Origin of the sequence: Mycolicibacterium phocaicum, from assembly GCF_010731115.1 — a bacterium.
Classification (GTDB): Bacteria; Actinomycetota; Actinomycetes; order Mycobacteriales; family Mycobacteriaceae; genus Mycobacterium; species Mycobacterium phocaicum.
The window spans coordinates 2,819,214-2,844,114 of the sequence record NZ_AP022616.1 but is presented as its reverse complement, the minus strand read 5'-3'; the positions used below and the strand labels follow the sequence as shown (position 1 = coordinate 2,844,114).

The window sequence follows — 24,901 nt, the reverse complement described above, 5'->3', positions numbered from 1 at the left end:
CTACTCCTTGGTCTCCGCTTGATAGCGGGGAAATACGCCTTCGGGTGTCGGTAGCACCGTGCCCGGTGCCAGCCTGGTGCCCAGGGCACGGAAATCCCGTGCCGAGGCGTCCTGCCCGAGCAGATCGAGCAGCTTCCCCCCGGACTCCGGCATCACCGGCTGCACCAGCAGCGCGGCGATCCGGACCGCCTCCAGCGTCGTGTACAGCACCGTGCCGAAGCGGGTCTGGTCCGACTCAGCGGGAGACTTGCGCAGCACCCACGGTTCCTCGGCCGAGAAATAGCGGTTGGCGGCACCCAGCATCAGCCAGATCGCCTCCAGTGCCAGATGCATGGCCGGCACGTCGTAGTGCGCCCGCACCTGCTCGAGGAGCGCGTCGGCCTGCTTCAGCAGCTCCAGGTCGGCAGCGGTGAATTCGCCTGGCTCCGGGACGATTCCGCCGAGGTTCTTGTTCACCATCGACAGCGAGCGCTGCGCCAGGTTGCCCAGTTCGTTGGCCAGGTCGGCGTTGATGCGGCCGATGATGGCTTCCTCGCTGTAGCTGCCGTCCTGGCCGAAGGACACCTCCCGCAGGAAGAAGTAGCGCACCTGATCCAGGCCGAAGGCATCGATCAGCGCGATGGGGTCCACCACGTTGCCCACCGACTTGCTCATCTTCTCGCCCTTGACGTTGATGAAGCCGTGCGCGAAAACTCGCTCCGGAAGGGCGATTCCGGCCGACATCAGGAACGCCGGCCAGTACACGCTGTGGAACCGGATGATGTCCTTGCCGATCATGTGCAGGTTCGCCGGCCAGTACTTCTCGAACGCCTCGGCGGCGGTGTCCGGAAAACCCACGCCCGTCAGGTAATTGGTCAACGCGTCCACCCACACGTACATGACGTGCTCGGGGTGATCGGGCACCGGGACGCCCCAGTCGAACGTGGTCCGCGAGATCGACAGATCCTTCAGCCCGCCCGAGACGAAGCTGACGATCTCGTTGCGCCGCACGTCCGGCCCGATGAACTCGGGGTGCGCTTCGTAGTGCGCCAGCAGCCGGTCGGTGTACGCCGACAGCTTGAAGAAGTAAGTCTGCTCCTCGGTCCACGTGACGGGGGTGCCCGTCTCGATGGCGAACCGGCCGGCCGTATCGCCTGAGCCGCGCACCTCGGTCTCGTCCTCGGCGAAGAAGCGCTCGTCGCGGATCGAGTACCAGCCGGCGTACGTGCCGAGGTAGATGTCCCCGGCCTCGTTCATGCGCCGCCAGATTTCCTTGGACGCCTCGTAGTGGTCGGCGTCGGAGGTCCGGATGAACCGGTCGAACGAGATGTTGAGCTTCTCCTGCAGCGCCTGGAACACGTCGGAGTTGCGCTTGGCCAGCTCCGCCGCGGTGATGCCCTCGGTCGCCGCGGCCTCGGCCATCTTCTGGCCGTGCACGTCGGTGCCGGTCAGGTAGCGGACGTCGTAGCCGTCGAGCCGCTTGAACCGGGCGATCGCGTCGGTGGCGATGTACTCGTAGGCGTGCCCGATGTGCGGTGCGCCGTTCGGGTACGCGATGGCGGTGGTGATGTAGAAAGGCTCACTCATTTGGGTCTCACTTTAGGGTGTCGCTGTGAGCGCCAAACGAGAGAAGCCGCCCGCCCCGGAACCACTGCCCGGCCTGATCGACGCCCACACCCACCTGGATGCGTGTGGCGCGACCGATGCCGAGAGCATCCGCGTGATCCTGGACCGGGCCGAAGCCGTCGGCGTCGAGAAGGTCGTGACCATCGCCGACGATCTCGAGGCCGCCGAGTGGGCCGTGGGCGCGGCGCACGCCGACCCGCGGGTCTACGCCGCCGTCGCGCTGCACCCCACGCGTGCCAACGCCCTCGATGACGAGGCCAAACGCACCCTGGAGAGGCTGGCGACCGACCCGCGCGTGGTCGCGGTGGGGGAGACCGGCATCGACATGTACTGGCCCGGCAAGCTCGACGGGTGCGCCGACGAAGCGACGCAGCGCGAGGCCTTCGCCTGGCACATCGACCTGGCCAAACGCGTCGGCAAGCCGCTGATGATCCACAACCGGGACGGCGACGCCGAGGTCCTCGACATGCTCAGGTCCGAGGGCGCTCCGGAGACGGTGATCTTCCACTGCTTCTCGTCGGACGCCGCGATGGCGCGGACCTGCGCCGACCACGGCTGGCTCATGAGCCTGTCCGGCACCGTCAGCTTCCGTAACGCGCATGCGCTGCGGGAGGCGGCCGCGATCATCCCGGCGGAGCTGCTGCTCGTCGAGACCGATGCGCCGTTCCTGACGCCGCACCCGTTCCGCGGGGCGCCGAACGAGTCGTACTGCCTGCCGTACACGGTCCGTGCGCTGGCCGAGATCCGAGATTCTTCAGCGGCCGAAATTGCCGCGGTGACCTCGGAAAACGCTTCGAAAAGCTATGGACTGTATCATTAGTCCAAGTTGCCGCCTCCCGGGGACGTTCGTTACCGTTCTGTGATCAACCCGGTCGAGGTGGCTTTTATGCGGTCACCGCGGCCGCTGCTCGGGGCCACCTCGGGCCCGAAAGACACGGGATTGACGCCTTGAACGTTCTGAACAAACTGCATGATGCGCGCTCGCCGATGCTGCGTGGCGTGACCGGGGCCTTCCTCGCCACGCTGACCGTCGCCGGAGGGTTCGCCGTCGCGAACCACAAGACCGTCACCCTCACCATCGACGGCGCACCCATGACGGTGCAGACCATGAAGACCCGCATCGGCGATGTCCTGACCGAGAACGGCTTCTCGGTCGGCGAGCGCGACGACCTGTTCCCCGCGGCCGACCAGGACGTACACGACGCCGAGAACATCGTGCTGCGCCGCAGCCGCCCGCTCGAGATTTCGCTGGACGGCCAGGGCACGCGTCAGGTGTGGACCACCGCGGCCACCGTGCAGGACGCCCTCAAGCAGCTCTCCATGACCGACACCGCGCCCGTCGCGGCAGACCGCGCCACCCGCGTGCCGCTGGCCGGCATGTCGTTGCCCGTGGTCAGCGCCCGCAACGTGACCATCGTCGACGGCGGCGTGCCGCGTCAGGTGCACCTGGCCGCGGCGAACGTCGCCGGGCTGCTGGCCACCGCAGGCGTGCCACTGGAGCAGCGCGACACCGTCGTCCCCGCGGCGGCCACGCCGGTGACCGAGGGCATGACGATCGACGTGACCCGCATTCGGCTGCAGCAGGTGACCACGGAATCGCCGCTGCCCCCGACCATGAACACCGTGCCTGACCCGGCGCTGAACATGAGCCGCAAGGTGGTCGACGATCCGGGCCAGCCCGGCACGCAGAACGTCACGTTCGCTGTGGCCACGGTCAACGGTGTCGAAACCGGCCGCCTGCCGGTCTCCAATCAGGTGCTGACCCCGGCGCGCGACGGCGTCCTGCGCATCGGCGCCAAGCCCGGCACCGAGGTGCCGCCGGTGACGCAAGGCGCCGCCTGGGATGCGCTGGCGCGTTGCGAGTCCACCGGCAACTGGGCCATCAATACCGGCAACGGTTTTTACGGCGGAGTCCAATTTGATCAGAACACCTGGGAGCGGCAGGGTGGTCTGCGTTATGCTGCGAGAGCTGATCTTGCGACACGTGAAGAGCAGATCGCGATTGCTGAAGTGACGCGAGCCCGCCAAGGTTGGGGTGCCTGGCCAGTGTGTAGCGGGAGAATTGGGGCACGATGACGATCCGGCTACTCGGTCGAACCGAAATCCGGCATCTGGCAAAAGAGCTTGATTTCCGGCCGCGTAAGGCATTCGGACAGAACTTCGTGCATGACGCCAACACGGTGCGCCGCATCGTGTCGGCCTCCGGGGTGAACCGGCAGTCCCACGTGTTGGAGGTCGGCCCGGGTCTGGGCTCGCTGACACTGGCGCTGTTGGACCGCGGCGCGAAGGTGACGGCCGTCGAGATCGACCCCGTGCTGGCCCGCCAGCTGCCGACCACGGTCGCCGAGCACTCCCACAGCGAGATCGGCCGGTTGACCGTGCTGAACCGCGACGTGCTCGACCTGATGCCGTCCGACCTGGACGAGCAGCCGACCGCGCTGGTCGCCAACCTGCCGTACAACGTCGCGGTGCCGGCCATCCTGCACCTGCTCTCGGAATTCCCGACCATCCGTACCGTCATGGTGATGGTCCAGGCCGAGGTCGCCGAGCGGCTCGCCGCTGACCCGGGCACCAAGGACTACGGGGTGCCCAGTGCCAAGGTGCGGTTCTTCGGCAACGTGCGGCGCTACGGCATGGTCTCGCCGACGGTGTTCTGGCCGATCCCGCGGGTCTACTCGGGCCTGGTCCGGATCGACCGGCACGAGACGTCGCCGTGGCCGACCGACGACAGCTTCCGCACTCAGGTGTTCGACCTGATCGACATCGCGTTCGCGCAGCGGCGCAAGACGTCGCGCAACGCGTTCGCCGAGTGGGCGGGCTCGGGCAATGCCTCGGCCGAGCGCCTGCTGGCCGCCAGCATCGATCCGGCACGTCGGGGCGAGACCCTGGCGATCGCCGACTTCGTGCGACTGCTGCAGCGTTCGGGTGAGCTGGATCGCGAGCAGCGCGCCGCCACTCCGGAACCTGAGCAGCAGGTCGACGCCACCCACTAGGGCTGGCGGGCGGGCCTTTTCAGCACTTGGTGTTGTGGCCTTCGCCGCGGGCGTTACTGTCGTGGCGTGTCTACGTCGGATGGAAACACTGCTTCTGAGTGGGTGCCCACCGGCTCGGTGACCGTCCGCGTGCCGGGCAAGGTGAATCTGTACCTCGGTGTCGGGGACTGCCGCGATGACGGCTATCACGAGCTCACCACGGTGTTCCACGCCGTCTCGCTGTTCGACGAGGTGACCGTCCGCAACGCCGACCTGCTGTCGGTGGAGATGTTCGGCGCCGGTGCCGAGGGCCTGCCGACCGACCACCGCAACCTCGCCTGGCGGGCCGCGGAACTGATGGCCGAGCATGTTGGCCGCGCGCCTGACGTCGCGATCTCGATCGACAAGTCCATTCCGGTGGCCGGCGGCATGGCCGGCGGTAGTGCCGACGCGGCCGCCGTGCTGGTCGCGATGAACAATCTCTGGGAGCTGGGCGTGCCGCGGCGGGACCTGCATGCGCTGGCCGCGCGGCTCGGCAGCGACGTGCCGTTCGCGCTGCACGGCGGCACCGCGCTGGGCACCGGCCGCGGCGAGCAGCTGGCCACGGTGTTGGCGCGGAGCACCTTCCACTGGGTGCTGGCATTTGCCGAGGGCGGGCTGTCCACGCCGAAAGTTTTTGCCGAGCTGGACAACCTGCGGGAAGACGCCCGCGCGGGCGGCCCGCCGGCGCTGGACGATCCCGAGCCGTTGCTGACCGCGTTGGCCTCCGGTGATCCGCGTGAGCTGGCGCCGCTGCTGGGCAACGATCTGCAGGCCGCGGCCGTCAGCCTGGACACCGGACTGCGGCGCACGTTGCGCGCGGGCGTCGAGGCGGGCGCCCTGGCGGGCATAGTGTCCGGTTCCGGGCCGACGTGCGCGTTCCTGTGTGCTTCCGCCGACGGCGCCGTCGAGGTCGGTACCCAGCTTTCCGGCGCCGGGGTGTGCCGGACGGTACGTGTGGCCAGCGGCCCGGTGCACGGCGCCAGGGTGGTGCCGGCGCCCAGCAAGCAGGGCTGATCCGGGTGTGACCCAGCACTCAATTCGGCCAACAGTTTGTTAGCTACTTAAGAGTCTCTTAAGATGATCGATGGTGTATGCCAGCGGCCAGGCGTGGAACGCAATGGTTTCTCTCACCGGCGGTGTCGGTGAGCGGATGCGCAGCGCCGGAGTCATGGCAGTGCAGCCATCGATTCGAGATATAACCGCGGCCGAATTGTGCGTGCGCGCCTCTACATGTGCGCCTGGCACCGGACGGACTATGGAACGACGGGCAGTGGCGCCTGACCTCAGGAGGTTGTCGTGAGCCGATTTACCGACAAGATGTACTACAACGCTCGTACATCGCAGCGGGGCATGGTCACCGGTGAGCCGCACGAGCCAGTGCGCCACACCTGGGGTGAGGTCCACGAGCGGGCGCGCCGCGTCGCCGGCGGCTTGGCGGCCGCGGGCATCGGCCCCGGCGACAAGATCGGTGTGCTGGCCGGTTTCCCGGTCGAGATCGCCCCGACCGTGCAGGGCATCTGGATGCGCGGCGGCAGCCTCACCATGCTGCACCAGCCGACGCCCCGTACCGACCTGGCCGTCTGGGCCGAAGACACCATGAACGTCATCGGCATGATCGAGGCCAAGGCCGTCGTCGTCTCCGAGCCGTTCCTGGTCGCCATCCCCGTGCTGGAGGAGAAGGGCCTGCAGGTCCTCAAGGTCGGCGACCTGCTCGCCGCCGAGCCCATCGACCCCGTCGAGACCGGCGAGGACGACCTCGCGTTGATGCAGCTGACCTCGGGTTCGACCGGATCGCCCAAGGCCGTGCAGATCACGCACCGCAACATCTACTCCAACGCCGAGGCCATGTTCATCGGCGCCGAGTACGACGTCGACAAGGACGTCATGGTCAGTTGGTTGCCGTGCTTCCACGACATGGGCATGGTCGGCTTCCTCACCATCCCGATGTACTTCGGCGCCGAGCTGGTCAAGGTCACGCCGATGGACTTCCTGCGCGACACCCTGCTGTGGGCCAAGCTCATCGACAAGTACAAGGGCACCATGACGGCGGCCCCGAACTTCGCCTACGCGCTGTTCGCCAAGCGGCTGCGCCGCCAGGCCAAGCCGGGCGAATACGACCTCTCCACCCTGCGGTTCGCGCTGTCCGGCGCCGAGCCCGTCGACCCCGCGGACGTCGAAGACCTGATCGACGCCGGTAAGCCGTTCGGGCTGAAGGCCTCGGCCATCCTGCCCGCCTACGGTATGGCCGAGACCTGCCTTGCCGTGTCGTTCTCGCCGTGCAACGCCGGCCTGGTCGTCGACGAGGTCGACGCCGATCTGTTGGCCGCGCTGCGGCGTGCCGTGCCCGCCTCGAAGGGCAACACGCGTCGCCTGGCCTCGCTGGGCCCGCTGCTGCGCGACCTCGAGGCCCGCGTCGTCGACGAGGACGGCAACGTCCTGCCCGAGCGCGGTGTCGGCGTCATCCAGCTGCGCGGCGAATCGGTGACCCCCGGCTACATCACCATGGCCGGCTTCCTGCCGACGCAGGACGAGAACGGTTGGTACGACACCGGTGACCTCGGGTACATCACCGAGGAGCAGAACGTCGTGGTGTGTGGCCGCGTGAAGGACGTCATCATCATGGCGGGCCGCAATATCTACCCGACCGACATCGAGCGGGCCGCGGGCCGTGTCGAGGGCGTGCGCCCGGGCTGCGCCGTGGCGGTGCGCCTCGACGCCGGTCATTCGCGCGAGACGTTCGCTGTCGCAGTCGAATCCAACGCCTGGCAGGACCCGGTGGAAGTGCGCCGGATCGAGCACCAGGTGGCGCACGAGGTCGTGACCGAGGTCGACGTGCGGCCGCGCAACGTCGTCGTGCTGGGCCCCGGCACCATCCCCAAGACCCCGTCCGGCAAGCTCCGTCGCGCCAACTCGGTGGAACTCGTCACCGGTTAGACATCCCAGGTGCGTAGCTTGTCAAGCTGCGGCGGGTTGGCGGTGAGCCCAGGCTCTGTGTTCGTCGTAGTGGGAGCGGTGGTTAAGACAGCCGTGCAGGATGCCGACGAGCCGGTTGCCCAGGGCGCGTAGGGCTTGGTGATGGAGGTCACCGGCTGCGCGGCGTTGGTCGTAGAACAGTCGGGCGCCGGGACTGCGGGTCAGCGCGCAGAAGGCCCATTGGTCGACTGCGTCATAGAGCCGTCGGTTGCGGATGTGGCGGGCCAGGACTGCGCGTTTGCGGCCTGATGCGATGGTCAATGGCGAGGTTCCGGCGTAGTTTTTGCGACACTTGGCGGTGGTGTAGCGGTTCGGGTCGTCCCCGAACTCACCGAGCACCCGGGCGCCGAGGATGACACCAAGTCCTGGCAGGGAGCGGTAGATGTCGGCGTCCGGGTGCGTCTCAAAATGCGCGGTCAGTTCTGTTTCGAGGTCGTCGATCTGACGGTTCAGTTCGACAATGATGCCCACTGTGGCCCGCGTGGTCGCGGCAAACGCAGCCGTGACCGCAGCGGGTGCGGCGAGCTGTTCAGACCGTAGCGCGGCTTGAATCTCGATTGCTCGGGTGTCGATATTGCGTTGGCGGCCAGCCGCTTTGAGTGCCGACCGGATCTTCGCCAGGCTCAAGCTGGCCGCCTGTCGTGGATCGGCCGCGCGTCCCAGGAGCGCTAGCGCGTCGCGATCGGCAAGATCAGCGAAGGCCGCTAACGCCGCGGGGTAGTACTCCCGTAGCGCCGAGCGCAGGGCGTTGGTGTGCCGGTTGCGGGTCCAGATCAGATTCTGATGCGCCCGTGCCAGCACCTTGATCGCCTCGGCATCGGGAGTGTCACCGGCAATCAGTCGGTGGTTGTGCCGATCTGTACGCACCAGATCGGCCAACAGTTTGGCGTCGGCTGCATCGGATTTGGCACCTGAGACCGCGTGGCGCTCCCGGTAGCGGGCCACCGCCAACGGATTGACCGCATACACCTGATAGCCGGCGCCGGTCAGCGCATCGACCCACAGACCGCGGTCGGTCTCGATGCCGATGATCACCTGAGCCGGCTCCTGAGCGTGGGTGGCGATCAAGTCATGCAGCAGCCGCATACCGGCTAGCCCTTCGGGAAACCGTTGTGCCGCCAGCTTCTTACCGGCCTCGTTCATCAGGTACAGGTCGTGGTGGTCTTCTGCCCAGTCGTCTCCGACGAAGAGCATCTCATCGCCTCCTTCAGCTCGCTGCGGATGAAACCGTTCGAGCCGAAGGACACCGGCGGCGACCTAATGGATCAGTGCTCGAGCGGCACGACATCCCATGAGCGCTATAGATGACCTCACCAAACCGGTCGGGGCACGATCTAACCCTAGAAATCGACCATCGTTCCAGGCGCACGGAGTGCTCACCGACCAGCGGCTCGGAGATCAGCGTCTCCCCGACGAATCACTATCCGTTCTAGGCTCGCCGATCACCACCCATTAGGTCCGCGAAGATGTGAAAACCCTTGACTTCCTTGGAAGTCAGGGGTTTTTACGTTTTTCACGCGGGTGGCCTTGCTTGCTTCGCTGAGCGAAAGCTGTGAACCCCGGGTAATCTCGCCAATTACGGACGAGAGGAACCGGCGTATTCATGAGGCGTGTGGTGGCTGCCCTGGCGGCGGTGCTCGGCGCGAGCGCCATCGCTGCGGTACCGGCGTGCGCTGACGGTTCAGCGGGCGTGCTCGGGAAGCCGAACAACATTGCCGCCGCGGTCGGTTCCGGCGTCCGGGGCGGCAGCATCGTCGGCTTCACCGCGACCGGTCCTGACGTGCACGCGGCCTCGGTGGCGGTGATCGCGGCCTGCAACCGGGCCGGTGCCGACCAGTGCACGAGCGATGAGGTCACCAACGACCGGTTGTGCATCGTCAACGTGCACGCCCCCACGAGCGGTGTCGTCGCCGGCGGCGCCGGGCCGACACTCGAGGACGCCCGCCGCGACGCGATCAACCGGGCAGCGGCCAACAACACCCCGCTTGCCGTGGACTCGCCCACACTGGCCTCGTCCTGCCCGTGAGCTGAGCCACCCACGCAGCGGTTGTCGCGAATTCCGTTGCATGGGAAAGTTCCTCGGCTGTTCGGTGACGTTGCTCACCGGCTTTTCTGAGATCGCCAGGTCATCGCATTTCGGCTGCTCGCGGACATGTGAGTTTGCCATGAGTTCATGGCACGGTCACATGGCCGAAACATATAGTCGAACTAACATGCGGGGACAGCAGGCGGGCTGAGAGACAGCAGGCCTTCCCCGGAAATGAGAAGGTGACATGACTCATCAAGGCAAGCGCACGATGGCAGCTCTGCTGGTGGGCCTGGCCTCGGTCAGCGGCATCATGGCGCCCGTTGCAGGTGCCCGCCCGACCTGTCAGGACTCCGGCGCGACCTCCACCTGTGAGACCAACGGCAGCGTGGCGATCAAGGCGACCCCGGGCGTCCGTACTCAGGACACCACCCAGAGCTCGCGCGTGGGCGCGCAGGGCCGGCGTAACTGCTACACCGATGCCGTTGACCGGCAACACATCTGCGGTTAGTCTTCCGCACGAAAATCGCGAAAGCCCCCAAATTCGGTGGAATTTGGGGGCTTTCGCGGCTTCACGCCGAGAATGGCTACCAGGCGTGGACGGTGTTCTGCGCCGCCTCGACGCCGTGCTGCAGCAGCAGCTCCGTGGCGTCGGCGGCTTGTTCGAGGATGGTGCCCAACTCGGGCCGTTCCTTCGAGTTGAAATTCTCCAGCACGAACGCGGCTGGGTCCTGCCGTCCTGGCGGGCGGCCGACGCCGATGCGGACCCGCTGAAAGTCCTTGGTACCCAAGGCAGAAGCGATCGAACGCAGGCCATTGTGGCCGCCTTCGCCGCCACCGAACTTGAGCCGGATACGACCGAAGTCGATGTCCAGCTCGTCGTGGAGCACCACGACATCAGCCGGTGCGACCGAGTAGAACTTCGCCAAAGGCCCGACGTGCCTACCGGATTCGTTCATGTAGGTGCGCGGCTTGGCGAGCACCACGGACCGGCCTCCCAGCCGGCCCGTGGTGACCTCAGCTCCGGACTTCTTGTGCACCTTGAATCCTGAGCCGATGCGCTCGGCCAGGATGTCGGCAACCAGAAATCCAACGTTGTGCCGCGTTGTTTCGTAGCGCGGCCCAGGATTGCCCAGGCCGACCACCAGCAGTGGCTCGGCCAAAGCGGACTACTCCGACTCGGCAGCGGCCTCTTCGGCCGCCTCGCCCTCGGCTGCGGCCTCTTCGCCCGAAGCGGCCTCTTCCTCGCCGGCGCCCTCGGCGTCCAGGTCCTCAGCGGTCGGCGCGGCGACGACGTTGATGACGAGGGTCTCGGCGTCGGTCACCAGGGTGACGCCCTTGGGCAGCTCGACCTGGCCGGCCAGGATCTGGGTGCCGGCCTCGATGCCCTCGACCGAAACGGTCAGCGACTCGGGGATCGACAGCGCCTCGGCCTCGATCTGGATGGTGTTGGCGTCCTGGGTGACCAGGGTGCCGGCGGCGGCGTCGCCCTCGACGATGACGTTCACGTCGACGGTGACCTTCTCGCCACGCTTCACGACGATCAGGTCGGCGTGCTCGATGTTGCGCTTGATCGGGTGAACGACGACCTGCTTGGTCAGCGCGAGCTGCTCCTTGCCGGCGATGTCCAGGGTCAGCACCGCGTTGGTACCCGAGTTACGCAGCACGGCGGCGAAGTCGTGGGCGTTGATCTCGAGGTGCTGGGGGTCGGTGCCGTGGCCGTACAGGACGACGGGCACGCGGCCTTCGCGACGGGCCAGACGCGAGGCGCCCTTGCCGGTCCGGGTGCGGACCGCAGCGGTCAGATTGTTCGAGGTGGGGGCCGCGTTCTTGGCCATGTGAATCGCTCCTGATGCCGTATCTACTGGGTGGCACGGCCAGGGCTGAGCACGTCTGTGCTGAATTCCCGTCGATAACGGTGGTCCGAAAATCGGGCCGACCCTCGCCGTGATCGTCAGCAAGAGTAGCGGACTGGCCCCTTACAGCGGAAATTCAGTGGCGGTGAGCTGGGCGGACAGGTCCCACAGCGCGGTTGCGGTGCGCGCCGAGCGGGCGGCGGGCTTGATCAGCTGGGTGGGCCCGGTCGGCCCGCGGAAGCCGAATTTCGGGCCGACGAAGGTGTTGCCCGGCAGGTCCTGCGACGCCGCGAACAGCGTCTGACGGGCGCCGAAGGCGGCGGGTGTGGCGATCTTGTTGGCGGCGAGCCAGAACTTGTCGCCGAGCTCGTTGCCGGTGTGGCCCTGCAGGTTGGTGGCCGAGTAGCCCGGGTGCGCGGTCAGCGCCCGCACGGGCGAGCCGGCCACCGACAGCCGGCGCTGCAGGTCCTTGGTGAACAGCAGGTTCGCCAGCTTCGACTGGCCGTACGCCAGCCAGGCCGAGTACGGCCGCGACTTCCAGTTCAGGTCCTTGAGGCTGATGTAGCCCAGCAGGTGCAGCTCGGACGACACCGTGACGACGCGGTCGGTGATCTTGGGCAGCAGCAGATTGGTCAGGGCGAAATGGCCCAGGTGGTTGGTGCCGATCTGGCTCTCGAAGCCGTCCTCGGTCACCGAGAAGGGCACCGCCATGATGCCTGCGTTGTTGATCAGGACGTCGACTTTGTCGACCCCGGCGGCGAACTCCCGCACCGAGGCCAGGCTCTGCAGATCCAGGGGCCGAACCTCGACGTCGCCGGTCATGCCTGCGGCCGCGGCGTCACCCTTGGCGGTGTTGCGGCAGGCGAGGATGACCTTGGCGCCCACGCGGGCCAGTTCACGGGCGGTGATCTCGCCGAGGCCACTGTTGGCGCCGGTGACGATGACGGTGCGGCCGGCGAAAGAAGGAAGGTCGGCGGCGGTCCATTCGCTCATGACGGCGAGCTTAGTGCCGAGCCGCTACTTGGGTCCGACGGAGAAGCCCTTGATGATCGCCTCGATGTCGCCGGCCTGCTCCTTGGCCTGTTCGGCGTATGTCGTGACGGTCAGCTGGATCAGGTAGTGGATCCCCGGTCGCGGCGGCGACGGCTGCGCGATCACGATGCGGTTATACGACTGCATCCGGCGGTTGTGCAGGTCGTAGCTGCCCTCGATCATCGCCGACGGGTAGCCCTGGAAGTCCTCGCCGGAGCTGTAGAGCTTCTTGAAGTTCTCGGACAGCAGCGCGTCGGCGTCGGAGTGTTTGAGGGCGTCCTTGACGTCGAAGTCACCGGACAGCTGGAACACCATCAGCATCGCCAGGGGATAGGTGTCGTTCTTGGCGATCGTCACGGTGCCGGGCGAGTAGTTGAGGTTCTTGTAGCCCGTCCAGCCCTGCGGCCGCGGCAGTGTCACCTTGAGATCGGTGAGCTGATCGGGGACGACCTGCTTGCTCTGCACGCCGAGCTTGTTCAGGTAATCGGGGAACGGGATCAGGCTGGCCTTGTCCACCGGCGTCGTGCTGGTGGTCGGCGTCGTCGACCAGATCGACTTGTAGTCAGGCGTTTTCGCGTCGCATGCGGCGAGGGTCAGGGCGGTCGCAACGGACAGCAACGCACCGACGACCCGCTGCGGGATCACAGAATCTCGCGGACCGCGTCGATCGGGCGGGCCAGCCGGGTGCCCTTGTCGGTGACGACGAACGGTCGCTCGATCAGGATCGGGTGTTCGGCCATGGCGTCGAGCAGCTGCTCGTCGGCGGCGTCGGCCAGATTGAGTTCGGTGTAGAGGGCTTCGCGCTTACGCACGGCGGTCCGGACGTCGATACCCGCGGCCTTGATCATCGCCGCGAGCTCGGCCCGGGTCGGCGGCGTCTTCAGGTACTGCACGACCTCGGGTTCGATGCCGTTCTCCCGCAGCAGATCCAGCGTCTTGCGGGAGGTCGAGCATTTCGGGTTGTGGTAAATCCGCGACATTACGCAGAACCGTCGAAAAGGCCGGTGACCGAGCCGTTTTCGAACACCGCGCGGATGGTCGCGGCCACCAGCGGCGCGATCGACAGCACGGTCAGTGCCGGGAACTGCTTGTCCGGCGTGATGGGCAGCGTGTTGGTGACGATGACCTCGCGGGCGCCGCAGTCGGCGAGGCGCTGGGCCGCGGGGTCGGACAGCACGCCGTGGGTGGCGGCGATGATGACGTCCTTGGCACCGTCTTCGCGCAGCAGTTTGACGGCGCCGGCGATGGTGCCACCGGTGTCGATCATGTCGTCGGTCAGGATGCAGGTCTTGCCCTTGACCTCACCGACGACGCGGTTGGCCTTGACCTGGTTGGGGACCAGCGGGTCGCGGGTCTTGTGGATGAAGGCCAGCGGCACGCCGCCCAGGGAGTCGGCCCACTTCTCGGCGACGCGCACGCGACCGGAGTCGGGGGAGACGACGACGAGGTCGGAGTCGCCGTACTTGTCACCGATGTAGCCGCACAACAGCGATTGGCCGCGCATGTGGTCGACGGGGCCGTCGAAGAAGCCCTGAATCTGGTCGGTGTGCAGGTCGACCGAGACGATGCGGTCGGCACCGGCGGTCTTGAGCAGATCGGCGACCAGGCGGGCCGAGATGGGCTCGCGGCCGCGGTGCTTCTTGTCCTGGCGCGCGTACGGGTAGAACGGCAGGATCGCGGTGATCCGCTTGGCCGACCCGCGCTTGAGCGCGTCGATCATGATGAGCTGTTCCATCAGCCAGTGGTTCAGCGGCGCGGGATGGCTCTGCAGTACGAAGGCGTCGCAGCCACGCACCGACTCGTCGAAGCGGACGAAGATCTCGCCGTTCGCGAAGTCGCGGGAAGTCTGCGGGGTGACCTCGATGCCGAGCTCTTTGGCGACCTGTTCGGCCAGTTCGGGGTGCGCGCGCCCCGAGAAGAGCATCAGGTTTTTGCGGTTGTCGGTCCAGTCCGTGGCCACTGTGTGCTGCTTTCGCGGTGGGGGCTCGATACGTCGTAATCGTACTTACCGGTAACCCTGTCCCGTTGCCGGGTTACCGGATTACCAACATCAGATGTCGGGATCAGGCCTCGCCGCGTGCTTTCCTCGCGGCTTCGGCGGCCTTCGACTCGGGTCGCTTCCGTTCGACCCAGCCCTCGATATTGCGCTGTTCGCCCTTCGAAACGGCCAGCGCACCGGGCGGGACGTCCTCGCGGACCACGGTGCCGGCGCCGGTGTAGGCGCCGTCGCCGACGGTCACCGGTGCGACGAACATCGTGTCCGAGCCGGTGCGCACGTGCGAACCGATGGTGGTGCGGTTCTTGTTCTCGCCGTCGTAGTTGACGAAGACGCTTGAGGCGCCGATGTTGCTGTACTCGCCGATGTCGGCGTCCCCGACGTAGGTCAGGTGCGGCACCTTGGTGCCGGTGCCGATCTTCGAGTTCTTCACCTCGACGAACGCGCCCAGCTTGCCGTCGGCGCCCAGCTCGGTGCCGGGCCGCAGGTACGTGAAGGGGCCGACGGCGGCGCCCGCCCCGATGACCGCGAGCTGCCCGTGGGTGCGGATCACCTCGGCGCCGTCGCCGACCTCCATATCGGTCAGCGTGGTGTCGGGGCCGATGACGCAGTTGGCGCCGACGTCGGTGGCGCCCAGCAGCTGGGTACACGGCTTCACGACGGTGTCGCGGCCGATGCTCACGTCGACGTCGATCCAGGTGGTGCCCGGGTCGATGACCGTGACGCCCGCGCGCTGGTGGCCCGCGATGATGCGGCGGTTCAGTTCGGCGGCCACCTCGGACAGCTGCACACGGTCGTTGACGCCGGAGACCTGCGCGCTGTCGTCGACGTGGTGGGCCCGCACGATCTGGCCATCGCCGCGCACGATCGAGATGGCGTCGGTGAGGTAGAGCTCCTGCTGCGCGTTGTCGGAGCGCAGCCGGCTCAGCGCCGAGCGCAGGGCGGCCGCGTCGAAGGCGTACACCCCGGAGTTCACCTCGCGGATGGCGCGCTGGGATTCGGTGGCGTCGGCCTGCTCGACGATGCCGATCACCTCGTGGTCCTGCGTGCGCAGGATGCGGCCGTAGCCCGTCGGGTTGGTGACGGTCGTGGTCAGCACGGTGGCCGCCGCGGTCGCGGCAGCGTGGGTATCGACGAGATTGGCGAGGGTGTCGGCGTCGAGCAGCGGCACGTCACCCGCGGTGACGACGACGGTGCCGGCGAAGTCGCCGGGCAGTGCGGACAGGCCGCAGCTGACGGCGTGCCCGGTACCGAGCTGCTCGTCCTGGATGGCGACGGTGACGCTGCGCCCGATGCCGTCCGCGATCTCGTGCACATGTGCGGTGACGCGCTCGCGTTCCTTGCCGACCACCACGACGAGGTGCGTGGGGTTGACCTTGGCGACGGCATGCAGCGCGTGTGCCAGCATGCTGCGGCCGGCCAGCGTATGCAGGACCTTCGGGATGTCGGAGCGCATCCGGGTGCCCGACCCGGCCGCCAGGACGATGACAGCGGCTTCGCCTCGAGTCGTCACATGGCCCTTTCTACGCCGATGGTCGCGCTTGCTAGCGCTTCACGGATAGTCGCTCGGCAAGCCTCGCTCCGTCGCCAGGACTCGAACCTGAACTATCTGAACCAAAATCAGAGGTGCTGCCGATTACACCACGACGGATTACTCGCCAGAGACTCTAATGCAAGCGGATAGGCTGGCGACCATGGCAGCGGCGGAGAACGGGGCGCGCAGCCCTCGTGCGCGCATGACCGGCAGTGAACGCCGTCAGCAGCTCATCGAGATCGCCAAGTCGCTTTTCGCCGAGCGCGGCTACGACGGCACGTCCATCGAGGAGATCGCGCAGCGCGCCAACGTCTCCAAGCCCGTCGTCTATGAGCATTTCGGCGGTAAGGAAGGCCTCTACGCCGTCGTCGTCGATCGTGAGATGTCCGCGCTGCTCGACGGCATCACGTCGTCACTGACCAACAACCGGTCGCGGGTGCGCGTCGAGCGGGTGGCGCTGGCGCTGTTGACCTACGTCGAGGAGCACACCGACGGCTTCCGCATCCTGATCAGGGATTCGCCGGCGGCCATTACCTCGGGCACCTACTCGACGCTGCTCAACGACGCGGTCAACCAGGTCAGCTCGATCCTGGCCGGTGACTTCTCCCGCCGCGGGCTCGACCCGGAGCTGGCGCCGCTCTATGCGCAGGCGCTCGTGGGCTCAGTGTCGATGTCCGCGCAGTGGTGGCTGGACACCCGCGAACCGAAGAAGGAAGTGGTCGCCGCGCACCTGGTCAATCTGATGTGGAACGGCCTGACGCATCTCGAGTCGGATCCCGAGCTGCACGAGAACTGAGTTCACGTTCGGCTGACGGGGTCCTAGCCGCAGTCGCGCAGCAGCAGGTCCGCCGTGGTCTCCCGGCGGATCAGCGCCCGGACCCGGCGGTCGCACACGGCGATGACCGGTGGCCGGGTCGTCATGGTGAAGTTCGACGCCGTGCTGTGGTGGTAGGCGCCGGTGCACGCGGTGGCGAGCAGATCGCCGGGGTGGACGTCGTCGGGCAGGTCGAGGTCGTCGGCGATGACGGTGCCGTCGCGGCCGAGGACGGTGGCGGGTCGCGTGGGCCCGAGCGGGTGCCGATTGGCAAGGGTGACAGTGTAATTCGCGACCGGCGCCGAGTGCGGGTGGCTGCCGTCGACGGTGACGACGGCGCGGCCGTCGGTGCGGGCCGACACCGACTGCACGCGGTGCAGCGTCACGCCGGCCCGGCCGCTGATCGCGCGGCCGGGTTCGACGACGAGCCGGGGCCGGGGGAAGCGGTTGGCGGCGCAGGCGGCGTCGAGGGCGTCTTCCAGGAAATCGGCGAGGGCCGCCACGTCGAGTTCGGGTTCGCCGGTCCGGTAGGCGATGGCGTGGCCGCCGCCGATGTTCAGTTCGGTGAGCACGACGCCGTGGGCGGCGCGCACATCGGTCATGGTGTCGACGAGACCGCGCACGGCCTCGACGTACACCTCCGGTTCGGCGATCTGCGTGCCGAGGTGGCAGTACAGGCCGGCCAGCGGCAGTTGCGGGGTGGCGAGCGCCCGGCGGACGGTCGGCAGCACGTCGACACCGGGCCGGACCTGCAGCAGCACGGCCTGCCGCCGGCGCGCGACGCCCGCCAGGTAGGCCATCTCGATGGGGCAGTCCAGCACGATGCGGCCGACGCCGGCGCCCGCGGCGGTCGCCAGCTCGTCGACCGACTTGCCGCTGCCGTGGACGACGATGCGCGCCGGGTCCATGCCGCCGGCGAGGGCCGTGGCCAGCTCGGCCGTCGAACACACCGCCATGCCGAGGCCGGCCTCGTGCACCCAGCCGGCAACGGTCCTGGTCAGCAGGGACTGGGCGGCGTAGACGACCTCGACGCCGCGCAGCGTGGCGCGGTAGTGCTGGGCCCGCTTGCGGAAGTCCGCCTCATCCAGAACATATGCGGGCGTGCCGAACTCGTCGGCCACGTCGGTGAGCGCGACCGACCCGACGCAGAGTCGTCCCAAGGCGTCGACCTGGGTGGTCAGCGGCCAGATGGTGGTGTCGATGCGCGGACGCATGGCGCCCCGCAGGGACGGCAGGATGTCGAGCAGTGTCATGGATCCACCCTGCGCCCGGAATCGCCCGGTGAGCGCCCCGTTGACGATCCCTTGACGGGACGGTGCCCAATATTGACGAAGTCCTGCGAACTACAATCGGAGTCATCATGACCTCCCCGGGGCAGCAATCGATCCAAACCCCGTTGGCGGGGCTCGTCCAACTCGCACTCACCGATCCTGGCCTGCAGGAACTGACGCGGCAGGCCGCTGAGGGTGTCGCCGAGCAGGCTCTGGTGGGCCCGGTCAGCGCGCGGCTCCCGGTCGCGGCCGCGCTGGCCGCCGCCGGTCCGGTGCTGGTCGTCACGGCCACCGGTCGCGAGGCCGACGACCTCACCGCCGAACTGCGGGCCGTCCACGGCGACGCCGTGGCGCTGTTCCCGTCGTGGGAGACGCTGCCGCACGAGCGGCTCTCGCCCGGCGTGGACACCGTGGGTGCCCGGCTGACGGTGCTGCGCCGGCTGGCGCGGCCCGACGACGCCCGCCTCGGCCCGCCGCTGCGCGTGGTGGTCACCACGGCCCGGTCGCTGTTGCAACCGCTGGCCGGCGGGGTCACCGACGCCGAGCCGGTGACGTTGACCATCGGCGGTGAAGCCGACTTCGACGACACCGTGGCGCGGCTGGTCGAGCTGGCCTACACGCGCGTCGACATGGTGGGCAAGCGCGGCGAATTCGCCGTCCGCGGCGGCATTCTCGACGTCTTCACGCCGACCGCCGAGCACCCGGTGCGCGTCGAGTTCTGGGGCGACGAGGTCACCGAGATGCGGATGTTCTCGGTGGCCGACCAGCGGTCCATCCCCGAGATCGCGGTCGACACGGTGATCGCGATGCCCTGCCGCGAACTGCTGCTGACCGCGGATGTCCGCGAACGCGCCGCCGAGATCGGGGCGGGCCTGCCCAGCAGCGACAACCAGGTCACCGGCAGCATCGCCGACATGATGGCCAAGCTCGCCGAGGGCATCCCGGTCGACGGCATGGAGGCACTGCTTCCGGTGCTGCGCCCGGGCGAACTGGCATTGCTCACCGACCGGCTGCCCGCCGGTGCGCCGCTGCTGATCTGCGACCCGGAGAAGGTGCGCACCCGCGCCGCCGATCTGATCAAGACGGGCCGCGAGTTCCTGGAGGCCTCGTGGTCGGTGGCCGCCGTGGGCGGCGACGCGCCGATTGATGTTGAGCAGCTTGGTGGTTCGGGTTTCCGGGACTTCGTGGAGGTCCGTGAGGCCGCGGCCGCCGGTGGCCACCCGTGGTGGACGCTGAGCCAGCTGGCCAATGAGTCGGCCGCGGAGGTCGACATCCGGCCCGCGCCGTCGGCCCGCAGCCAGCAGAGCCTCGAGGAGATTTTCGCGATGCTCCGGGCCCACATCGCCACCGGCGGGCTCGCCGCGGTGGTGACCCCCGGTACCGGTACCGCGCACCGCGTTGTCGAGCAGCTCGGCGAATCCGACGTCGCCGCAACGATGTTGGAGCCCGGTGAGGTGCCAAAGCCCGGTGTCGTCGGCGTGCTCAAGGGCCCGCTGCACGACGGTCTGGTGCTGCCCGGCGTCAACCTGGTGATCATCACCGAGACCGACCTGACGGGTAACCGCGCCGGAGCTACCGAGGGCAAAAGGCTTGCCGCCAAACGGCGTAACGTCGTCGACCCGCTCGCCTTGACGGCCGGTGACCTGGTGGTGCACGACCAGCACGGCATCGGCAAGTTCGTCGAGATGACCGAGCGCGTGGTCGGTGGCGCCCGGCGCGAGTACCTGGTGCTCGAATACGCCTCGGCCAAACGTGGCGGTGGATCCGACCGGCTGTACGTGCCGATGGACTCGCTGGACCAGCTGTCCCGCTATGTCGGCGGCACCGAGCCCACGCTGAGCCGGCTCGGCGGTAGCGACTGGACCAACACGAAGACCAAGGCGCGCAAGGCCGTTCGCGAGATCGCGGGCGAGCTGGTGTCGCTGTACGCCAAGCGGCAGTCCGCCCCGGGGCACGCGTTCGCGCCGGACACCCCGTGGCAGGCCGAGATGGAGGACGCGTTCGGCTTCACCGAGACCATGGACCAGCTGACCGCCATCACCGAGGTCAAGTCCGACATGGAGAAGCCGGTCCCCATGGACCGCGTCATCTGCGGTGACGTCGGCTACGGCAAGACCGAGATCGCGGTCCGCGCGGCGTTCAAGGCCGTGCAGGACGGCAAGCAGGTCGCGGTGCTGGTGCCGACGACGCTGCTGGCCGACCAGCACCTGCAGACCTTCACCGCCCGCATGGCCGGGTTCCCGGTGACGGTCAAGGGCCTGTCCCGGTTCACCGATCCCGCCGAATCCCGTTTGGTAGTCGAGGGTTTGAAGGACGGCTCGGTCGACGTGGTGATCGGCACGCACCGACTGCTGGCGACCGGCGTCACCTGGAAAGACCTCGGCCTGGTGATCGTCGACGAGGAGCAGCGCTTCGGTGTCGAGCACAAGGAGCACATCAAGTCGATGCGCACCCACGTCGACGTGCTGACCATGAGCGCCACCCCGATCCCGCGCACGCTGGAGATGAGCCTCGCGGGTATCCGGGAGATGTCGACGATCCTGACGCCGCCCGAGGAACGCTTCCCGGTGCTGACTTACGTTGGGCCACACGACGACAAGCAGGTCGCCGCGGCGCTGCGGCGTGAACTGCTGCGCGACGGGCAGGCGTTCTACATCCACAACCGGGTGAAGTCGATCGACAACGCGGCCGCGCGGGTGCGTCAGATGGTGCCCGAGGCGCGGGTCGTCGTGGCGCACGGGCAGATGCCCGAGGAAATGCTGGAGAAGACCGTCGAGGGCTTCTGGAACCGCGAGTACGACATCCTGGTGTGCACTACGATCGTCGAGACGGGCCTTGACATTTCGAATGCCAACACGCTGATCGTGGAGCGGGCCGACACCTTCGGCCTGTCGCAGCTGCACCAGCTGCGGGGCCGCGTCGGCCGCAGCCGCGAACGTGGCTACGCGTACTTCCTGTACCCGCCCGAGGTTCCGCTCACCGAGACCGCGCACGACCGGCTGGCCACCATCGCGCAGAACAACGACCTGGGCGCCGGTATGGCCGTCGCGATGAAGGACCTCGAGATCCGCGGCGCCGGCAATGTGCTGGGTGTCGAGCAGTCCGGGCATGTCGCGGGCGTCGGCTTCGACCTGTACGTCCGGCTCGTCGGTGAGGCCGTCGAGGCCTACCGGGCCGCGGTTGACGGGAAAACCATTGCGGCCGTGGAGGAACCGAAGGAGGTGCGGGTCGACCTGCCGATCGACGCCCACCTGCCGCCGGACTACATCGCCAGCGACCGGCTGCGGCTCGAGGCCTACCGCCGGCTGGCTGCGGCGTCCGATCACGCGGCCGTGGCGGCTGTCGTCGAGGAGTTGGTGGACCGCTACGGACCGCTCCCCGAACCCGCGCAGCGCCTCGTCGCGGTGGCGCGCCTGCGGCTGTTGTGCCGTGAGTACGGCGTCACCGAGGTGTCCGCGATCTCGGACTCGACCATCCGTCTGACGCCGCTGACGCTCCTGGACTCGGGGCAGCTGCGGCTCAAGCGGATGTATCCCGGCGCGACGTACCGGGCCACCACGTCGACGGTCCAGATTCCCATTCCGCGGGCAGGTGCCGGGGTCGGCGCGCCCCGCATCCGTGATCTGGAGCTGGCCCGCGCGGTGGCCGGATTGCTGCTGGTGCTCGACGGGAAAGCGGCAGGTGAAGTCGACATCACTGACCTGGGAGGTAGCGCAGTGGGAGAATCGGGGCAGTCCAAGTGACGGTCGTCCTGGTCGATCCGCGCCGCCCCTCGCTGATGCCGATCGACGCTCTGGTCCTGCTCACCGGCGACGTGCAGTACACCGAGGAACTACCGGTCAAGGTGCCGTGGTCGTTGCCGGCCGGCCGGCCGGCGTACGGCGACGCCGACAACCCGGCACCGGTGCTGCTGTCCTCCGACCCGGAGCATCCGCAGGTGCGGGCCCGGCTCGCGGCCGGCGAGAAACTGATCGCGGCAGATGGTTCGCAGCCCGGCGAGCGGCTCATCGACGCCGTCACGATGATGGACAAGCTGCGCACCAACGGCCCGTGGGAGAGCGAGCAGACGCACGACTCGCTGCGCCGGTACCTGTTGGAGGAGACCTACGAATTGTTCGACGCGGTCCGCGGCGGTAACGCCGACGACGTCCGTGAGGAACTCGGAGATGTGTTGCTGCAGGTGCTGTTTCACGCCCGCATCGCCGAAGACGCGCCGCTACACCCGTTCGGCATCGACGACGTCGCCGACACCCTGATTCGTAAGCTGGGCAACCGGGTGCCGGCAGTACTTGCCGGACAAGAGATTTCGCTGGAAGACCAGATCGCCCAGTGGGAAGAGCGCAAGGCGCTGGAGAAGGCGGCACGGACGTCGTGCATGGACGAGGTGCCGACGGCGCTGCCGGCGCTGGCGTTGGCGCAGAAGCTTCTTGAACGGGCGAACGCAGCCGGGCTGCCCGCCGACCTGCTTCCGGCCGGGCTGACTGCGGTGACGGTGTCGGCCGACATCGACGCCGAAAGCGCTTTGCGTACAGTCGCTCTGGAATTCATCGACACGGTCCGCGAGGCCGAGCGCCGTATCGTCGCCGCCCGCCGCGGCGACGAAGTGGCGGTGGAATTGGATGCGGCGCCGCTGGGTGCGGTGTCAGAGGACGAGTGGCGGGAGCACTGGCCGGCTCAGGCTGACTGAGTCGCGGCCTCGTCGATAAGGTCGGCTACCGCCACCGCCTGTGAAGCCAGCGACGCGTGGCTGGCGTCGCTCACGTTCCGCACCACACCAGCGAACCGTTGACCGTGCATTCCAGCAGCTCGCTACTCGAAGTTTCTGAGCGCCCACGCACAGTCAATACTGGGTTGCAATTGATCGTGCGTCCCAGCTGCTCGCCACTCGAACTTTGTCTGCTCCCGCGCACACTCAACGTCGGGCCACATTGACTGTGCGCTTCAGCCGCTCGCCGGCCCTGCGGGCGCGAAGAGGTAGAAGAGGTAATTGTCGGAACCCGGTGTGAGGTCGCCGGCCGCTGCGGACGGCAGCTCAAGAGAGACGACACGCCGACCGAGTGTGTACGGGCTACCGCGAATGTGCAGCCAGAGCATGCATCTGGCCAGATCTGCGATCTGTGTGCACCCTCGCGATGCCCACCGCCCCAACCAGAACTTGGGATCGGTAGCCGCCGGGCCCCGGTGTGATTGCTCCAACGACGCCGACCGACGAGCGTCCGAGAAACCTGAGGAAGGAATCACCATGAAGCTCCCCGCCGCCATCGAACAGCACGTCAACCGCTTCGACCGTCAGCAGAGCCTGATCATCGCGATCAGCACCGGCCTGTTGGCCTTCTGGTCGGGCTACCGCGTCGCCTGGTCGCTGTACCTGACCATGACCTACGACTTCCTGTTCGGCTCGCTGGTCTTCCAGATCGCACTGTGGGGTGTCATCGGCGGCGCCGCAGCGGTCGCGTCGCTCGCGTTCTACAACCGCTACCGCACCGCTGAGCAGCCCGATGCTCAGCCGAGCAGCGTCGATCCCCAGTAGTCCGACGAACCGTCACGCACACCCGGTGGGCAGGCAAAGATGCCGCTGCCGGTGTGCGTGATGTATTCGTTGAGGGCATCGTTGTCGGACAACGACTTCTGCATCGGGATGAACGATTCGGCCGGGTTGCGGACGAACGCGATGAAGAACAGGCCCGCGTCCAGATGGCCGAAACCGTCTGAGCCGTCGGTGAAGTTGTACCCGCGGCGCAGAATCTTCGCTCCCTTGTTGGCCTCGGGTGAGGCCAACCGCACGTGCGAGTCGACGTCGATCAGCGGCGCGCCGTCGGCGCCCTTGCTCTCGAAGTCGAGCGGGGTGAACTCGTCGGTGTAGCCGTTGGGTGCGCCGTTGCCCTTCTGTCGCCCGATCACGCGCTCTTGCTCCGCGAGCACGGTGCGGTCCCACGATTCGATGAGCATCCGGATGCGGCGGCTGATCAGATACGCGCCGCCGGTCATCCAGGCCGGTCCGTCGCCGGCGCCGACCCAGACGTGCTGGTCGATGGCCGAGGTGTCCTCGGCCTTCAGGTTGTTCGTTCCGTCCTTGAACCCGAACAGGTTTCGTGGCGTGGACTGCGTGACGGTGGTCGACGACGTGCGGCCGAACCCGAGTTGCGAGTACCGCACGGCGACGGTGCCGAACCCGACGCGGGCCAGGTTGCGGATGGCGTGCACCGCGACCTGTGGGTCGTTGGCGCAGGCCTGCACGACGATGTCACCGCCGCAGCGCTTGGGGTCGAGCGTCTCGTTGCGGAACTTGGGCAGGTCGACCAGGTGCGCGGGCCGCTGCCCATCGATGCCGAACCGGTCCTTGCCGTCCTTGCGGAAGAACGTCGGGCCGAAACCGATGGTCAGGGTCAGCGCGGAAGGCGAAAGCCCAAGGGCCTCACCGGTATCGGCCGGCGGGGCGTACGGATTGAGCCCGACGGCGCCGTGTGCGACGGCCTCCTCGCCGAGCGTCATGCGCTCGGCCATCTCCGTCCACTTCTTCAGCATCGCCACGACGTCGGACTTCTTGTCCGTCGTGACGTCGAAGGTGGCGAAATGCATCCGGTCCTGCGCGGCGGTGACGATGCCCGCCTGGTGGGTGCCGCGGAACGGCACCGGGTTGCGCAGGCTGTTGTCGACGACGGCCGCGGAGGAGCGGCCGGCCAGCGCGCCGGTGGCGGCGGCGCCGACGACGGCGGCCGTCACCCCGGCCGCGCCGAAGAGCTTGCGCCGGCTGAGCCCACCGGACTCGGTCACGGTCGG

General features: G+C 67.8%; 22 protein-coding genes, 1 tRNA gene and 1 pseudogene. 11 read left to right on the top strand and 13 right to left on the bottom strand.

The genetic code is table 11. The annotated features are described in order from the left end of the window. The gene (gene metG / locus G6N46_RS13710; protein WP_061010660.1) at positions 1-1,566 is read right to left on the bottom strand and encodes a methionine--tRNA ligase; all 1,566 of its coding nucleotides are present in this window, start codon (positions 1,564-1,566) and stop codon (positions 1-3) included. Positions 1,567-1,591: 25 nt separating this feature from the next. Here metG and G6N46_RS13705 point away from each other — a divergent pair, with 25 nt between their 5' ends. From G6N46_RS13705 to G6N46_RS13685, 5 genes are all read left to right on the top strand, one after another. Further along, complete coding sequence (locus G6N46_RS13705; protein ID WP_060999270.1) at positions 1,592-2,425, top strand: TatD family hydrolase; 834 nt, start codon at positions 1,592-1,594, stop codon at positions 2,423-2,425. A 128-nt stretch (positions 2,426-2,553) separates the two neighbouring features. Continuing rightward, positions 2,554-3,681, top strand: a complete 1,128-nt coding sequence (locus tag G6N46_RS13700) for a resuscitation-promoting factor (protein WP_060999293.1) — start codon at positions 2,554-2,556, stop codon at positions 3,679-3,681. Beyond that, positions 3,678-4,598 (top strand): 16S rRNA (adenine(1518)-N(6)/adenine(1519)-N(6))-dimethyltransferase RsmA, encoded by a 921-nt coding sequence (gene rsmA / locus G6N46_RS13695; RefSeq protein WP_060999267.1) that lies wholly within the window; start codon positions 3,678-3,680, stop codon positions 4,596-4,598. The genes G6N46_RS13700 and rsmA overlap by 4 nt, the downstream gene beginning before the upstream one ends. Positions 4,599-4,664: 66 nt before the next feature. Next, positions 4,665-5,633, top strand: a complete 969-nt coding sequence (locus G6N46_RS13690; protein ID WP_060999265.1) for a 4-(cytidine 5'-diphospho)-2-C-methyl-D-erythritol kinase — start codon at positions 4,665-4,667, stop codon at positions 5,631-5,633. Positions 5,634-5,915: 282 nt separating this feature from the next. Next, positions 5,916-7,553 (top strand): fatty acyl-AMP ligase, encoded by a 1,638-nt coding sequence (locus tag G6N46_RS13685; RefSeq protein ID WP_060999263.1) that lies wholly within the window; start codon positions 5,916-5,918, stop codon positions 7,551-7,553. Positions 7,554-7,574: 21 nt separating this feature from the next. Here G6N46_RS13685 and G6N46_RS13680 read toward each other — a convergent pair whose 3' ends face one another. After that, the gene (locus G6N46_RS13680; RefSeq protein WP_138248076.1) at positions 7,575-8,786 is read right to left on the bottom strand and encodes an IS110 family RNA-guided transposase; all 1,212 of its coding nucleotides are present in this window, start codon (positions 8,784-8,786) and stop codon (positions 7,575-7,577) included. Positions 8,787-9,195: 409 nt separating this feature from the next. On the opposite strand from G6N46_RS13680, the gene G6N46_RS13675 reads away from it, so the two are divergent. Next, complete coding sequence (locus tag G6N46_RS13675) at positions 9,196-9,618, top strand: hypothetical protein (protein ID WP_234880545.1); 423 nt, start codon at positions 9,196-9,198, stop codon at positions 9,616-9,618. Positions 9,619-9,865: 247 nt separating this feature from the next. Next, positions 9,866-10,129, top strand: coding sequence for a hypothetical protein (locus G6N46_RS13670; protein ID WP_138248077.1), 264 nt, complete (start codon positions 9,866-9,868; stop codon positions 10,127-10,129). A 76-nt stretch (positions 10,130-10,205) separates the two neighbouring features. Here the strand turns inward: G6N46_RS13670 and pth are convergent, their stop codons facing one another. From pth to G6N46_RS13630, 8 genes are all read right to left on the bottom strand, one after another. Next, positions 10,206-10,781, bottom strand: a complete 576-nt coding sequence (gene pth, locus G6N46_RS13665; RefSeq protein WP_061010663.1) for an aminoacyl-tRNA hydrolase — start codon at positions 10,779-10,781, stop codon at positions 10,206-10,208. 6 nt (positions 10,782-10,787) lie between these two features. Next, positions 10,788-11,456: a 50S ribosomal protein L25/general stress protein Ctc gene (locus G6N46_RS13660; protein WP_138248078.1), complete on the bottom strand. Its 669-nt coding sequence runs from the start codon at positions 11,454-11,456 to the stop codon at positions 10,788-10,790. Positions 11,457-11,597: 141 nt separating this feature from the next. Continuing rightward, entirely contained in the window at positions 11,598-12,467 is an 870-nt protein-coding gene (locus G6N46_RS13655) for an oxidoreductase (protein ID WP_138248079.1), read from the bottom strand. 24 nt (positions 12,468-12,491) lie between these two features. After that, positions 12,492-13,151: an LpqN/LpqT family lipoprotein gene (locus G6N46_RS13650; protein WP_138248080.1), complete on the bottom strand. Its 660-nt coding sequence runs from the start codon at positions 13,149-13,151 to the stop codon at positions 12,492-12,494. Further along, a complete protein-coding gene (arsC, locus tag G6N46_RS13645) occupies positions 13,148-13,486 on the bottom strand; it encodes an arsenate reductase (glutaredoxin) (protein WP_138248081.1) in 339 nt (112 codons plus the stop codon). Before arsC ends, G6N46_RS13650 begins: the two co-directional genes overlap by 4 nt. After that, positions 13,486-14,466, bottom strand: coding sequence for a ribose-phosphate diphosphokinase (locus G6N46_RS13640; RefSeq protein WP_060999253.1), 981 nt, complete (start codon positions 14,464-14,466; stop codon positions 13,486-13,488). The genes arsC and G6N46_RS13640 overlap by 1 nt, the downstream gene beginning before the upstream one ends. Before the next feature lie 103 nt (positions 14,467-14,569). Then, positions 14,570-16,015: a bifunctional UDP-N-acetylglucosamine diphosphorylase/glucosamine-1-phosphate N-acetyltransferase GlmU gene (glmU, locus tag G6N46_RS13635; protein WP_133427952.1), complete on the bottom strand. Its 1,446-nt coding sequence runs from the start codon at positions 16,013-16,015 to the stop codon at positions 14,570-14,572. Positions 16,016-16,081: 66 nt separating this feature from the next. Continuing rightward, a tRNA-Gln gene (locus G6N46_RS13630) sits at positions 16,082-16,153 on the bottom strand. An 85-nt stretch (positions 16,154-16,238) separates the two neighbouring features. On the opposite strand from G6N46_RS13630, the gene G6N46_RS13625 reads away from it, so the two are divergent. Further along, positions 16,239-16,832 (top strand): TetR/AcrR family transcriptional regulator, encoded by a 594-nt coding sequence (locus G6N46_RS13625; protein ID WP_020099104.1) that lies wholly within the window; start codon positions 16,239-16,241, stop codon positions 16,830-16,832. 23 nt (positions 16,833-16,855) lie between these two features. On the opposite strand, the gene G6N46_RS13620 is transcribed toward G6N46_RS13625, so the two are convergent. Continuing rightward, complete coding sequence (locus G6N46_RS13620; RefSeq protein WP_060999250.1) at positions 16,856-18,103, bottom strand: diaminopimelate decarboxylase family protein; 1,248 nt, start codon at positions 18,101-18,103, stop codon at positions 16,856-16,858. Between the two features lie 107 nt (positions 18,104-18,210). Here G6N46_RS13620 and mfd point away from each other — a divergent pair, with 107 nt between their 5' ends. Beyond that, complete coding sequence (gene mfd, locus G6N46_RS13615; protein WP_061010667.1) at positions 18,211-21,864, top strand: transcription-repair coupling factor; 3,654 nt, start codon at positions 18,211-18,213, stop codon at positions 21,862-21,864. After that, positions 21,861-22,808, top strand: coding sequence for a nucleoside triphosphate pyrophosphohydrolase (locus G6N46_RS13610; protein ID WP_138248082.1), 948 nt, complete (start codon positions 21,861-21,863; stop codon positions 22,806-22,808). Before mfd ends, G6N46_RS13610 begins: the two co-directional genes overlap by 4 nt. On the opposite strand, the pseudogene G6N46_RS29070 reads toward G6N46_RS13610, so the two are convergent. Continuing rightward, positions 22,796-22,876: pseudogene (locus G6N46_RS29070) on the bottom strand (alpha/beta hydrolase); the annotation flags it as partial. The gene G6N46_RS13610 and the pseudogene G6N46_RS29070 sit on opposite strands and share 13 nt — an antisense overlap. A 487-nt stretch (positions 22,877-23,363) precedes the next feature. Here G6N46_RS29070 and G6N46_RS13605 point away from each other — a divergent pair. Next, positions 23,364-23,651, top strand: coding sequence for a hypothetical protein (locus G6N46_RS13605; protein ID WP_138248083.1), 288 nt, complete (start codon positions 23,364-23,366; stop codon positions 23,649-23,651). On the opposite strand, the gene efeB is transcribed toward G6N46_RS13605, so the two are convergent. Continuing rightward, positions 23,624-24,895 carry an iron uptake transporter deferrochelatase/peroxidase subunit gene (efeB, locus tag G6N46_RS13600; RefSeq protein WP_163692756.1) on the bottom strand — a complete coding sequence of 424 codons (1,272 nt, stop codon included), beginning with the start codon at positions 24,893-24,895 and terminating at the stop codon, positions 23,624-23,626. The two genes, G6N46_RS13605 and efeB, sit on opposite strands and share 28 nt — an antisense overlap. Positions 24,896-24,901: the final 6 nt, after the last annotated feature.

Coding starts and splice junctions, on each gene's coding strand:
- G6N46_RS13680 (WP_138248076.1), bottom strand. CDS start 8,786: ATGCTCTTCGTCGGAGACGACTGGGCAGAAGACCACCACGACCTGTAC.
- arsC (WP_138248081.1), bottom strand. CDS start 13,486: ATGTCGCGGATTTACCACAACCCGAAATGCTCGACCTCCCGCAAGACG.
- rsmA (WP_060999267.1), top strand. CDS start 3,678: ATGACGATCCGGCTACTCGGTCGAACCGAAATCCGGCATCTGGCAAAA.
- G6N46_RS13670 (WP_138248077.1), top strand. CDS start 9,866: ATGACTCATCAAGGCAAGCGCACGATGGCAGCTCTGCTGGTGGGCCTG.
- mfd (WP_061010667.1), top strand. CDS start 18,211: ATGACCTCCCCGGGGCAGCAATCGATCCAAACCCCGTTGGCGGGGCTC.
- G6N46_RS13605 (WP_138248083.1), top strand. CDS start 23,364: ATGAAGCTCCCCGCCGCCATCGAACAGCACGTCAACCGCTTCGACCGT.
- G6N46_RS13620 (WP_060999250.1), bottom strand. CDS start 18,103: ATGACACTGCTCGACATCCTGCCGTCCCTGCGGGGCGCCATGCGTCCG.
- metG (WP_061010660.1), bottom strand. CDS start 1,566: ATGAGTGAGCCTTTCTACATCACCACCGCCATCGCGTACCCGAACGGC.
- G6N46_RS13660 (WP_138248078.1), bottom strand. CDS start 11,456: ATGGCCAAGAACGCGGCCCCCACCTCGAACAATCTGACCGCTGCGGTC.
- G6N46_RS13675 (WP_234880545.1), top strand. CDS start 9,196: ATGAGGCGTGTGGTGGCTGCCCTGGCGGCGGTGCTCGGCGCGAGCGCC.
- G6N46_RS13655 (WP_138248079.1), bottom strand. CDS start 12,467: ATGAGCGAATGGACCGCCGCCGACCTTCCTTCTTTCGCCGGCCGCACC.
- G6N46_RS13625 (WP_020099104.1), top strand. CDS start 16,239: ATGACCGGCAGTGAACGCCGTCAGCAGCTCATCGAGATCGCCAAGTCG.